This is a genomic window from Rothia kristinae, assembly GCF_016028855.1.
Classification (GTDB): Bacteria; Actinomycetota; Actinomycetes; order Actinomycetales; family Micrococcaceae; genus Rothia; species Rothia kristinae.
Map to the genome: position 1 here is coordinate 1,017,132 of NZ_CP065738.1, position 13,400 is coordinate 1,030,531.

At 68.5% G+C, this 13,400-nt stretch carries 5 protein-coding genes and 1 CRISPR repeat array (1 of these 6 only partly in view); all 5 genes read right to left on the minus strand.

Translation table 11 applies throughout. The annotated features are described in order from the left end of the window. Positions 1–5,675: a CRISPR direct-repeat array (repeat unit 36 nt; unit sequence CCCTCAACGAAGGCCTCCCCACGAAGGGGAGGCGAG) (it extends 2,500 nt beyond the left edge of the window). A 202-nt stretch (positions 5,676–5,877) separates the two neighbouring features. The 5 genes from cas2 to csb2 are packed head-to-tail and all read right to left on the minus strand — an operon-like array spanning position 5,878 to position 13,400. After that, positions 5,878–6,180, minus strand: coding sequence for a CRISPR-associated endonuclease Cas2 (gene cas2 / locus I6G21_RS04605; RefSeq protein WP_129358099.1), 303 nt, complete (start codon positions 6,178–6,180; stop codon positions 5,878–5,880). Beyond that, the gene (gene cas1 / locus I6G21_RS04610; protein WP_129358098.1) at positions 6,177–7,793 is read right to left on the minus strand and encodes a CRISPR-associated endonuclease Cas1; all 1,617 of its coding nucleotides are present in this window, start codon (positions 7,791–7,793) and stop codon (positions 6,177–6,179) included. The genes cas2 and cas1 overlap by 4 nt, the downstream gene beginning before the upstream one ends. Beyond that, complete coding sequence (locus tag I6G21_RS04615; protein WP_061225852.1) at positions 7,790–8,878, minus strand: hypothetical protein; 1,089 nt, start codon at positions 8,876–8,878, stop codon at positions 7,790–7,792. The genes cas1 and I6G21_RS04615 overlap by 4 nt, the downstream gene beginning before the upstream one ends. Further along, on the minus strand, positions 8,875–11,811 hold the full coding sequence (cas3g, locus tag I6G21_RS04620) for a type I-G CRISPR-associated helicase/endonuclease Cas3g (protein WP_129358097.1): 2,937 nt from the start codon (positions 11,809–11,811) through the stop codon (positions 8,875–8,877). The genes I6G21_RS04615 and cas3g overlap by 4 nt, the downstream gene beginning before the upstream one ends. Continuing rightward, positions 11,808–13,400: a type I-G CRISPR-associated protein Csb2 gene (gene csb2, locus I6G21_RS04625; RefSeq protein WP_165870012.1), complete on the minus strand. Its 1,593-nt coding sequence runs from the start codon at positions 13,398–13,400 to the stop codon at positions 11,808–11,810. The genes cas3g and csb2 overlap by 4 nt, the downstream gene beginning before the upstream one ends.

Here is a 13,400-nt window from a genome sequence, read left to right on the forward strand (position 1 = left end):
CCCCCCGTGTTCTGCCCTCAACGAAGGCCTCCCCACGAAGGGGAGGCGAGTTGCGATTGCTTCCCGCAGCTGATTGCGCTTCGCTCCCTCAACGAAGGCCTCCCCACGAAGGGGAGGCGAGCTGGCCTCCCCGGAGTGGAAGCGGACCCGCGGGGCCCCTCAACGAAGGCCTCCCCACGAAGGGGAGGCGAGTAACAACCAAGGTCCACACGGTGAGCTTCCCAGGCCCCCCTCAACGAAGGCCTCCCCACGAAGGGGAGGCGAGCGGGTAGACGTAACGCTATGGGGTTCACGGTTACCGCCCTCAACGAAGGCCTCCCCACGAAGGGGAGGCGAGCGGCATGGACTTGAAGCGCGCTAAGGCGGGTAGACCCCTCAACGAAGGCCTCCCCACGAAGGGGAGGCGAGGCTCACCCAGCACGTGCTCCGGGTGCTGCGCGAACCCTCAACGAAGGCCTCCCCACGAAGGGGAGGCGAGCAGCGGGAGCTGCACGACGCCGTCGCCGTCGCCAACCCTCAACGAAGGCCTCCCCACGAAGGGGAGGCGAGCGCAGCGCGGCCTCGAAGTCGGCGGCGTCGTGGAGTGCCCTCAACGAAGGCCTCCCCACGAAGGGGAGGCGAGTGGCCGACGAACGAGGAGTTGGGTGGGTCGCTGACCGCCCTCAACGAAGGCCTCCCCACGAAGGGGAGGCGAGCGTCAGCGGCGACCTCACGCCGCTTGATTGACGCACCCTCAACGAAGGCCTCCCCACGAAGGGGAGGCGAGCTGCTGACGTCATCCAGAGCCCGGACCTGCCGCACCCCTCAACGAAGGCCTCCCCACGAAGGGGAGGCGAGTTCGAGGGGTCACCCGTGAACCCCATCAAGTCGGTCCCTCAACGAAGGCCTCCCCACGAAGGGGAGGCGAGCTTCACGGTCAGGTCCAGGTCTTCCTCCGGCTTGTTCCCTCAACGAAGGCCTCCCCACGAAGGGGAGGCGAGGTACTTCAACTGGGACTCCTGGACCCGTGACCTGCGCCCTCAACGAAGGCCTCCCCACGAAGGGGAGGCGAGGGGTTGCGTCGTGCCCTGGACCTAGCTAGTCTTGAGCCCTCAACGAAGGCCTCCCCACGAAGGGGAGGCGAGCTCCAGGGACGTGCCCTCCACGCCGTCCCGCGTGGTCCCTCAACGAAGGCCTCCCCACGAAGGGGAGGCGAGCGCCCGGGACCTGATGGCCCCGGAGCTGGTGTCCGCCCCTCAACGAAGGCCTCCCCACGAAGGGGAGGCGAGTGGGTGGCATCTACTCAGCGGCACAGGGGATCGGTCTCCCTCAACGAAGGCCTCCCCACGAAGGGGAGGCGAGCTTTTGGTCACGGGTGTGTGTACTCTCGTGGACGTGCCCTCAACGAAGGCCTCCCCACGAAGGGGAGGCGAGCGCCTAGACATCTACGCCTGGCTCGTCCGGCGACTCCCTCAACGAAGGCCTCCCCACGAAGGGGAGGCGAGCAGGACGCGCACGACCTCCGCGGAGCCCTCCATCACCCCTCAACGAAGGCCTCCCCACGAAGGGGAGGCGAGGGTCTACACGGACGACCCAGCAGCCGCGCAGGTCGGCCCTCAACGAAGGCCTCCCCACGAAGGGGAGGCGAGGCACTCTCAACTAGCTTGCCAGGGAACCTTGCAGGCGCCCTCAACGAAGGCCTCCCCACGAAGGGGAGGCGAGGCGGGCCCTTCCCATACCCCAAGGAGGGCGCATGGCCCCTCAACGAAGGCCTCCCCACGAAGGGGAGGCGAGCACCAGCTCCGCCTCGGTGCCGAAGTGGATCACGATGTACCCTCAACGAAGGCCTCCCCACGAAGGGGAGGCGAGTTGGACGTGGTGCCGGAGTGCGCGGGTTCGTTTGGTCCCTCAACGAAGGCCTCCCCACGAAGGGGAGGCGAGTGGTCCGGTACGTTCGATCCTCCGGCCCTCCTACCCTCAACGAAGGCCTCCCCACGAAGGGGAGGCGAGCCGCCATGGGGAATGCCAACCGAGTAGACAACTCACCCTCAACGAAGGCCTCCCCACGAAGGGGAGGCGAGGTTAGGAGCCGGAGATGCGGGCACCGGACGCGGAAACGCGCCCTCAACGAAGGCCTCCCCACGAAGGGGAGGCGAGACGCGGGAGACTGGAGCGAATGAGTTGGACCGCTGCCCCCTCAACGAAGGCCTCCCCACGAAGGGGAGGCGAGTTAAGCACACCACGGATGCGGGGCGCCTCACCTGGGTCCCTCAACGAAGGCCTCCCCACGAAGGGGAGGCGAGGTTCGAGGAGGGCTACGTTCCGGAGTGGAGCTTCGGCCCTCAACGAAGGCCTCCCCACGAAGGGGAGGCGAGACGGGGCTAAGTACCAGCCGGCCGGTGTCGTGCACCCTCAACGAAGGCCTCCCCACGAAGGGGAGGCGAGCTTCTGGGCCTGGTAGTAGGCGCCCACCCGGGTCATCCCTCAACGAAGGCCTCCCCACGAAGGGGAGGCGAGATGGCCTACTCCCCTGCCTCGTCCTCTTCGGCGGTGCCCTCAACGAAGGCCTCCCCACGAAGGGGAGGCGAGTTCAGCTCCCGCATCATGTGCCGGCCGGCGCGGGGATCCCTCAACGAAGGCCTCCCCACGAAGGGGAGGCGAGTCACGGTTAGGGACGATGGGGATTGCGTTACTCAGTCCCCTCAACGAAGGCCTCCCCACGAAGGGGAGGCGAGGGTCTGTTCGACCTGTCCGCCTTGGCGATGACTCAACTCCCTCAACGAAGGCCTCCCCACGAAGGGGAGGCGAGGCAGGGTGATCCCGCGAGCGCTGGATTCGAGGTACCCTCAACGAAGGCCTCCCCACGAAGGGGAGGCGAGGTCCAGCTCGATGCGGTTCCCCTTGTGCACGGCCACCCTCAACGAAGGCCTCCCCACGGAGGGGAGGCGAGCCCCTCTGGCTCACGACGACGACGGGGGCCTGGGCCCCTCAACGAAGGCCTCCCCACGAAGGGGAGGCGAGGGACGGTGTCCTGGCCACGATCAAGGCCTTCTTGGCCCCTCAACGAAGGCCTCCCCACGAAGGGGAGGCGAGCCTGTGAGTCAGGTCGGCCGCGAAGCGGCGCGATTCGGCCCTCAACGAAGGCCTCCCCACGAAGGGGAGGCGAGTCGAGTTCCCGTGTCGTCGTACGGCTACATGACGTCACTCCCTCAACGAAGGCCTCCCCACGAAGGGGAGGCGAGTCGAGTTCCCGTGTCGTCGTACGGCTACATGACGTCACTCCCTCAACGAAGGCCTCCCCACGAAGGGGAGGCGAGCTGGGTTGTTCCCGCGGCCTTGTAGAGGTAGTCGCTCCCTCAACGAAGGCCTCCCCACGAAGGGGAGGCGAGGGGTGTGCGGAGGATCTGGGACGGATTCACGGACTGCCCTCAACGAAGGCCTCCCCACGAAGGGGAGGCGAGGCGGATGGCCGTCCACACCGGCAGCACGACGTTCTGCCCTCAACGAAGGCCTCCCCACGAAGGGGAGGCGAGCCCGGGTCCCGCGCACGAAACACCTAGTCGATCCACCCTCAACGAAGGCCTCCCCACGAAGGGGAGGCGAGGACCGGCAAAGACGCTAGCGCCCGGTGGAAAGACCCCTCAACGAAGGCCTCCCCACGAAGGGGAGGCGAGACAGGCGCAGAGCCGCAATCAAGGGGAATGATGGGTGCCCCTCAACGAAGGCCTCCCCACGAAGGGGAGGCGAGTGGATGACCGTTTCAGTTCCGACGAACACGGGTGACCCTCAACGAAGGCCTCCCCACGAAGGGGAGGCGAGGGCACCCAGTCGCCGTCCTCATCCCGGGTCTCGCCCCCTCAACGAAGGCCTCCCCACGAAGGGGAGGCGAGTCACCGCTGGTGTCATCGAGGGCCCGGACTTGTCTCACCCCTCAACGAAGGCCTCCCCACGAAGGGGAGGCGAGTGTGTCCGGCTAGGGCGGCATGATCTTCTCCTTTGCCCTCAACGAAGGCCTCCCCACGAAGGGGAGGCGAGCCCGTGAAGCTGGGGTGTGCACCCCACTAAGGCAAAGGACCCTCAACGAAGGCCTCCCCACGAAGGGGAGGCGAGGTCTCGAATCGGACCAAGATCAGAACCCCCACCGCTCATCCCTCAACGAAGGCCTCCCCACGAAGGGGAGGCGAGGTGTTTGCAAGGGTTCTGAGCGCTTCCCTTTAACTCCCCTCAACGAAGGCCTCCCCACGAAGGGGAGGCGAGGTCTGACCGTGGCTCAGCGCCGGGCCGTCGAGTGCCCCTCAACGAAGGCCTCCCCACGAAGGGGAGGCGAGGACACCAAGGCCCTGCGCGTGGTGTTCCGCGTGGGCCCTCAACGAAGGCCTCCCCACGAAGGGGAGGCGAGCTCTGGAAAGTCCCAGGTGGAGCTGGCCCTGGCCGCCCCTCAACGAAGGCCTCCCCACGAAGGGGAGGCGAGCCATGATGGGGTACGTCTCCCGGCACCGCTCCAGCCCTCAACGAAGGCCTCCCCACGAAGGGGAGGCGAGTACTGATGACTCGCTAGAGCTCTTCCGTAGCGCCGTCCCCCTCAACGAAGGCCTCCCCACGAAGGGGAGGCGAGGTTGGCGGGGGTGTTCGCGGCGGGGTTGCCGGGGGTCCCTCAACGAAGGCCTCCCCACGAAGGGGAGGCGAGTCGCCAGCCCAGTCTCCGAGGTTGTTGGCGTCGCACCCTCAACGAAGGCCTCCCCACGAAGGGGAGGCGAGCCTCGTGCGAGCCTTGAGCACCTGAGCCTTCGACCGCCCTCAACGAAGGCCTCCCCACGAAGGGGAGGCGAGTCTTGGCGATGACGCCCCGGCGGACACCCCACCGCCCTCAACGAAGGCCTCCCCACGAAGGGGAGGCGAGAGAACCGTGCGCACATGACCGGAGAGCCCTATGAGGGCCCTCAACGAAGGCCTCCCCACGAAGGGGAGGCGAGCGAGGGAGGTCGAGGCGCGGGAGGCCATGGAGTCCCCTCAACGAAGGCCTCCCCACGAAGGGGAGGCGAGTACCGACGGGCCACCGGCGCGAAGGGCTCCCAGTCACCCTCAACGAAGGCCTCCCCACGAAGGGGAGGCGAGAACCTGGGTACCGGCTTGACGGGTTGCCGTCATGCCGCCCTCAACGAAGGCCTCCCCACGAAGGGGAGGCGAGGCGTATGTCGTGCTTGAGAGTACGGAGAATCTTCCCCCCTCAACGAAGGCCTCCCCACGAAGGGGAGGCGAGGGGCGAGCACCTCACCCGGCCGGCACCCGGTCCCGGCCCTCAACGAAGGCCTCCCCACGAAGGGGAGGCGAGTCAGGGACTCCAGCCCGGCCGGGGCGGGTAGGTCCTTCCCTCAACGAAGGCCTCCCCACGAAGGGGAGGCGAGCTGCTCGTTCGTGCACTTCGGCCCATCCCGCGGCCCCCCTCAACGAAGGCCTCCCCACGAAGGGGAGGCGAGATCGCCGGATCCTTGACCTTCATCCAGTAGTCCCTCCGCCCTCAACGAAGGCCTCCCCACGAAGGGGAGGCGAGGATCACCAAACATCCCGGACAAGCCCTAGAGGACTGCCCTCAACGAAGGCCTCCCCACGAAGGGGAGGCGAGGCAGGGCGCCCCTAGCCTGCCACTCCCGGACAGCGGACCCTCAACGAAGGCCTCCCCACGAAGGGGAGGCGAGCCTGACCGAAATTGACGCGGTCTGACTATGGGAAACCGAGGGTCATGCGAGCGCTCGCTCCACAGCCTAGCGGAAGCCGGCCGTGTCACCCCGGGATGGGGCGCTCCGCCGCGGAATACCGGGGAAAGCAGTGGCGCGACGGCTCGCCGAGGATCCGCTACCGCCGGAGCGCTCGCGGTTCCTCGAGTACGCACCAGGGCCGTCAGAAGATCATCACGGAGTCGTCCGTGATCGGACGCTCCACTCCCAGGTACTGGAAGTTCTTGTCGGAGACCTCGGACTTCAGTCCCAGATCACAGATCAGCACGGAATCCTCCCCCGTATCCACCAGATCCAGGATCTCCGTCTTCAGTCGCAGCATCGCCGCCGGTGAGACGTCGAAGAGGAATACGCTGTACTGGATCCTGTCCCCGTAGTGCTCCAACTCCTTCGCCAGCCGGGTTCGGCGCCGGTCCTGAGCCACGTCATAGGTGACGAGATACCGGCGGACATCATCCCGGCTCATCGGGTGACCACCCCGCGGTACGTCGGCTGAGTTCCGTCGATCACGCCAAGGACGAGTCGGGCCTGGATCTCCAGCGCTCGTCGCCACGTCACCGAATAGCCGAACAGCGGATGTCGGAACTGCGCGGTGATTCGCTGCTCCACCGCCCGGATGATGGCCTTGCGTCCCTGATCTGTCAGCCGGGCTGACCCCAGACTGACGTCGAAGGACTCCTCCCGCAGCTCCCCGTTGTTGAACGCCCTGAACACCGCCGAGTCCGCCACCGGCGCCCGGAACTCCTCCATCAGATCCAGTGCCAAAGCAGGCTTGTTGCGGCCGCTGCTGTGGAGAAAACCCGCGTGGGGATCCAGGCCACAGGCGGCCACGGCGCGGATGGCTTCCGCAGTGAGCATGCCGTAGGCATAGTTCAGCGCCACATTCACCGGATCCACCGCGCCGCGCCCCACCCGGCCGGTGAACCTCCCCAACCACGGCTGGTTCTCGAAGCCGCCGAGGAACAGCGGAACCTGCTCGAAATACACCGCCGCGGCCTGACCCTCGACACCCATCAGCGCGGTCAGCGAGATCGCCGAAAGCGCTTCTCGCTGCAGAGCCCGGAGCCGCTTCACGGCGGTCTCCGGGGCACCGTAACGACGCGCGATCGTCGCCTGATTGGCGATCTTGGCCGTGATGAACTGCGCCGCCAGCGCCAGGTCCCCGCGAGCGCTGGCCACATGCTGCTCCACCCGCGCCAAGCCGTTCGCCGTGCGGGCCGTCTGGGACCACCCGACCACCCTGCCGGAGCCTGTGCACCAGACGATGGGCAGGTTCCGCCACAGGCACTCGCGGATCATCGCACCGGACAGATCCACATTTCCGTGAACCACCATCGCCTGGACCTTCTCAATCGGCACCGACGCCAGCTGCTCATCCCACTTCTTCACCAGCACCCGCCCCGAGGAGAGCGAGACTCTGGACCCATAGGTCGCGGCATGAAGCACCGCTCCTTCCGGGTCAGGGACCAGGATCCTCCGCTGGATCTCCCGGAAGGTCCGCTCCTCCGGAAGGCAGATCGATGCGTGAGAGCAGCTGCGGCACCGGGGATCATCCTCCAAGGGTTCAGGAGCCGAGGAGGACGAGACGGTGGCGCGGGTGGCCGCCACCGCCTGCCGGGCCGCGGTCTCATCGCCATCGTCCAACTCCACGAAGACCCGCCGCTTATGTCCGGTGAAGTACACCGCCTGATCGAGCACCGGAACCCCGGCCTCCTCCAGGGCCTTCCGCTGGAGTGTGAGCTGGATGCGGTTGGCCACGGTGACCTCGGGGATCCGCCGCACCGGGGTGGCCTTGTACTCCACCAGCACCACCCCGGTCTCCGGGTCGCCCTCAGCCACGTCGATGCGCCCGTGGATGCCCAAAGAGGGGGAGCGGACATCGATGCCTCGCGCCGTCCCGTGATCGCTGGCATTCGGATCGTGGGCACGTCGATGTTCGAAATGCCCCTGCTCGATCTGCGAGGACTGGCGGATGCGCTCCCCACTGGCTTCCAACCACGCCCGCCGCGGACAGAACTGATGATGAGCCACCCAGCCGATGGGGATCGAGTCATCCTCCTCCAGGGATTCGACGGTCATAGGATCGTCACCACCCCGGTCTCCGCCCGGCGCTCGGGGGCACTGGGGTTGTCCGATCGGGACACCTCGAAGAGCACGACGGCCGCCGCCCCCTCTTCAGCGAGACGGGCCTGGGCCGTCTCCGCCACCGCCGGATCCACATCCTTCCTCGCCGGGAATCGCACCAGGGGCGCGCTGCGCTGGAGTCTCGCCCACCGCATCGGAGAGATCAGCTGCCCGGGCATCACCGTGAGCAGCCGCTCCTTCCCGTCCGCGCTCTGCGCCCCGGTCACCCGACCCGCGAAGGACGAGGGGCGGGGGCGTACCAGACCCCTGCCGTGGGGATTGCTCGGCTGGGTCCGATGCAACGGCGGCTGCATGGCCATCCCCCACAGGGCGCACCACGCCAGCGCGTTGTCACACGGCCCGGGAGGGGCGAAGCCCGTCGCCGTCCGGGACTCGGCCTTATTCCCCCCGACGGCGTCGTCCCGGGACTCGCCCGTCAGCCCGGCGATGATCTTCTCCGGATCCCACGTCGCGACCTCGGCCGCCAGGGGCAGGAAGCGATTCTTCAGAAACTCCTCGCCGCGGTTGCGCGTCTTCATCTCCCAGGGTGAGGCCCCCAGATCAGGGCGGAGCCCGGAGGGCTCGGACAGCCACCAGGAGCGCTCACCCAGACCGCGCACCAGCTCCTGCTCCAGGGGTGTGAGCTCCGCCATGATCGACGCGCGACGATCCTCCAGCTGCTGCCACCATCCGGGAGCCTCACCGGAGAGGTCCTTGAACTTCGGCAGACCCGTGCGAGGGGTCAGCAGGCTCACGGTGTGCTCCTTGGCGTCGCGCCAGGCCACCTGAGACGCCCAGTGCTCGCTGGCTGAGACCCGCAGCGCCAGCCCCTGGATGATCCGGCCGATCTCGATCTCGGAGACCCCGTCCGCCTCGATGACGGCCTGAGGATTGAGCAGCGCAGCCGACCCATCCTCATCCAGCCATCCCGCACGCACACGGGACGGTCCGAGGTCCTCGGTAAGGATCATCGCCGTCCCCCACAGCGCCGCGTGGGTCAGCAGGGTCTGGTGGTCTCCGGTGATGGTGATCCGTGTCATCGTCCCTCCTGGGAGATCGTGACGTCCGCCGCTCGCAGCAGCGCTTCCAGGTAGCTCGCGCCCCAGGGCCCGAAGGTCCGCTCCATGAGAGCGGCCAGGTCCTCCCAGAGGCCGACGCCGTAGAGCAGCCGCACCGCCTCCTCGACGCCGTCCTGCCTCTCCTCGGCGGAGAGAACGCCCAGCAGCTGGGCTACCCCGACGGGGAAACCGCACCGACCCAAGCCATGATGGGTGCCGATCAGCCAGGCCGTCAGCTCCGTCTGGCCGGCGGTCTCCGGCAGGACGGCGGGGTTCCCCACCGTCTGGTCCGCCCAGAACATCGCGGCGGAGACCATCTCGTGGCGCCAGCCCTTCGGAACGGGATCCGACTGGGTGCGGGACAGCGGCAGCAGACCCTCGGATTTCGCGTAGCTCATCTTTCGCTGCTTCTTTCGGAAGTCTCCGCGTTCCTGTGTGCTGAGACCCTCTCCCCGATGGTTGCCGCCGAGGAACAGCCGCGTCTGGAATGCCGACGTCTTCTTGCCGGCGTCGTGCTTCAGGCCGGCTTCGCGCAGGGCATCTCGAACGAACGGCGGCAGGGCGAGGAGCTCACCCAGCGCCTTCGCGCGAACCGCCACATCCTCCTGATGGTCCTCCAGCAGCACCGGCTCTGGGTCCTGCCCGCCCTCCGACAGCGCCAGACGCTCATCCTGGACGGCTTCCCGTCGGATCGTGCAGGTCACCCAGGCCGGTTCCCCTTCGGTGGCTTCGATGACGGGGCCGAGGAGCACGTCGTAGGCACCCTCCGGGAGGCCATCCCGGAGAGGGAGGTCTTCGACGGCGATCCGCCCGTCCTCGTCCGGCTCCGCCTCACCTGCGGCACGGCAGATGCGGGTTTCCTCCGTCTCCTGATCCGCGGGAACCGCGGGAATCTGGTGCAGGAAGGTCCAGACCCCCAAGGCCTCGGGGTGGCTGTGATCCCCGATAGGACGATCTCCTTCAGGCAGGAGGACGGTCCCCGGACCCTGGGCCCCGGCGGCCTCATCGGCGGAGATCCCCAGTGTGCAGGGGAATGCGGCATCCAGCACCACCAGATCCCCGCCGCGCAGCGGGAAGCCGCTTGCGGCCACCGCGTGAGGCAGACCCTCACTGCTGCCGGGTCGGAGCAGCGTCCATTCGCCGTCCCGCTGGACCCAGGCCTGATGCACCGGGTCCATGCCCTTCCTGGTGAGCACCGCTCGAACCCGGGCGGGGGTGCTGGGGTAGATCTCCTGATCCTCATACTCCAGCTGATGCAGCAGCTGATATGCGGCGTCGACGACTTCGCCCTGCAGCCCCGGATCCAGGTTCTGGTCGAGTCTGGGGAGCGTCCGACCGATCACCCGCACCTCCTGCTCATCGCTGTCCAGGCTGTCCCGCAGCCAGAAGGTCAGATCCGGTTCCGCGAAGAGGTGCTCGCTGGTGCGACTGAGCAGGCGGGCGTCCGCATCACCCAGATGGGAGAGCACCGGGCGGTCCGGGGCCGTAGCGGGGATGGCCCGATCCCGCAGCGCCCGGGGGCTGATCCCCGCGGGATCCTGGGACAGCTCCCGGATCCATTCCCGAGCCTGACGCAGGTCATCTCCCTCATAAGGCAGCGCCTCGGGCGGAGGAACCGCCCCGGAGCCCTCCGGCCCGATCACGATGACGCGCCCCTGCGCGCGCTCACCTCGACGGTTCACCCGGCCCGCACGCTGGATGAGCGCGGAGGCGGGAGCCAGATCCGTGACCATCCCCGCGAAGTCCACGTCCACGCCGACCTCGATGGTCTGCGTGGCGACCACCAGATCCGCCTCCTCCAAGCGCAGGTCACGGGGTTCGCCGACGCGCTGGGGGCCGACGAGCAGCCTGGTGCGCAGCCCGCTGCGGTGGGCCAGCTCCTGGATCTCCACCGCCGTCTTGACCCGGTTGACCACGACGCCGATGGTCCCGGAGGATTCTGCGCGCAGCGCTTCCACCTGCTCCAGGACAAGGGAGGCGTGGTCAGCCAGCGCCTTCTTCGTTCCGCTGTTCCAGCCCTCCAGCCCCAGGTACTCCACGGGTTTGGGCTGAGTGAGGATCCTGGCCAGGGGCTCCTCCAGCTGGTCCCAGTCCAGACTGATGCGCTCCTGTACCGCGTCCTCCCGCCCGCCCGGGCCCTGGTCAGCTGGAACGTGGGTGGCGGTCGCGGCGCAGACCTGCAGAGCGGGAACCTCGGCGGTGGCCGGATTCCAGCGCCCGCACATGCGGCTGACCCTCCGGAACGTGTCCAGCAGCTGCCGGCTCAGATGCGCCTCGTCCAGCACGGCCACGTGGTCGTACCCGAGCAGGCCGGCGGACCTCGGTTGGGCCCGGGAGGTGACGCCGTAGCCGCGGTGGAGCAGACGCGATCCGATCATGTCCGGGGTGCCGCACAGGATCTGCACGGCCGCCGGATGGTGGATCCACTCGTCGCGGCGCCTGCCCAGGGAGCCGTCACCGGTGACGGCGGCTGACCCGCCGCGCAGCAGGTGGACCCGCAGCGCCCTCTTCTCCTCGTTGCGGATGTCGGTGGGGTACCCGCGGCGCACCAGGAGGTCGCGGACCTCGGCGAGGATGCCGCCCTGAGCGCGATCGAGCGCCTCCATGAGGGTGGAGGCTCTGGTCAGGTGGTCATCCACGACGGCCCGCCGGGCCACGATCATGCTCAGCCGCCGCGGAACACGAGGGGCATCTTCCCGACCCTCCTCCGTACGCTGCTGGGCGACGGCGTTGGCGAAGACGTGGATCTCGATGGCGGTGCTCTTGCCGCCGCCGGTCGGGATGTCCAGCTGCTGGGGCCAGCGCCCGGTGGACAGCAGCCGCTCCAGGAGCTCGCGCTGCCAGCGGTAAGGTACGCGGTCCTGCCCGTGCAGGGCCGCGAAGAACTCGTCGAAGCGCTCGATGGTGAGGCTCATCGTCCTCCTCCTTCAGTGGATGGAATATCCTCCGGCAGGAGCAGGCCTCCGCCGAGGTGTCTGCTCTGCCCGAGGGCGACGACGCCGCTCTGCGAGAGCAAGCCGGGAGCGTGCAGCTCGGCGTCATAGGGGCGGATGGGCATCCGACCGTTGGTGCGGTGCACCAGGCGATACGGGGTGGTGGTGATGTGATGCCGGGTGCTCAGGAAGGCGGTGTCCTCGCCGTCGCTCATCACAGCCGCCGTGGCGAGGAGCCGCTCCGCCGGGGTCCGGTCCTCGATCAGGTCCTCGCGGCGCAGATCCCGGAAGACGTTGCCCAGGCTCCACAGCACCGTGACGTCCAGGTCGGACAGCGACCCCAGGCGCTTGGTCCGCCGCTCTGCGACGGCCGGGCTCTGGGTCCTCCACCGTCGGACGGCTCCGTCCGCCGGCTCGGCCCAGAAGGAGGCGCCGTCCAGGATCCGTTCGGACCCTTCCACGATGCTCAGCGCTCCGGCGTCCCGGTCGTAGATCCTGCGCAGCCTGCCCGCGGCGGAGAGCACCTGGTCGATGTCCCCGCCCGCAGCGCCGTGCGGCACCATGATCGCCAAATGGCTGGCACGGACACCGGCCGCGGTGCGGCGGCTCTGCTCCTCGTCGAGCAGATGGATCGCCAGACCGTTCGCCAGCGCCCGCCCGGCCCCGCCCACTCCGGTGAGCAGCGGGCTGATCTCCTCCTGTCCGGCCAGGCGGACGAGGGCGCGGTGAGCCGCCGTCGCCAGTCGGACCCGGTGCGCGGGGGAGAGATCCGGATTCAGCCCCGTCACCTGGAGGAGCAGCACGATCTCCCACGGGGCATCCACGACCTCCCGGTCCACCGGCGAGTACAGCGCTCGGCGGACCCCGTCCCTCGGTGCGGATGGCGGCGGGGGCGGAGCGGTCCAGGCGGACTTCTCCGGTTTGAGGGCCTTCTTTCCCGTGGGATTCAGGGAGTCATGCCAGGCGTCCAGGATGTGCCGCCGCCCCTCGGCAGCCACCGGAAGGACCGTCCCCAGGCGGAGGTCCTGCGGGGTGGGAGCGGGGGTGAGCAGGTGCGTCGGCTCCAGATCGCCCACCACCCCGAGGAAGGCCGGGCTGTCCGTCTCCCCGAGGTGGCCGATATCGGCGCACAGCGCATCCAGGGCCAGGGCCACATCCTCGGGGATGTCCGTGCTCTGCCACCCCCAGGCGATGCGGTCCCCGAGGGTGAAGCCGTCGGAGAGAGGCTTCTTCGACTTCTTGTTGCGGATGCTCTTGGAGGCCGCCTCCTTCTCCAGCCACCCCTCGTCCCGGTAGGCCGCGCGATCCGCCGTGGAGACCGGCAGGACCTCGGGGACCTCCAGACAGTCCGGAGGGTTGGCTTCCACCCAGGCCAGGGCGCGCAGGGCGTCCTCGGACGGGCGCAGCCGGCGGGGGTCCTTCGGATCCGGCACGGCGGTGGCGCCGGTGTAGGCGGCATGGACCAGAGCGGAGTACAGGCGGACCGGGGTGGGCAGGGGCTCGGCGGACCCGCTGGGCCCGTGGCCCCGATAGACCGTATGCGGGAATTCGGCGGCGATGGCGGAGGTCAT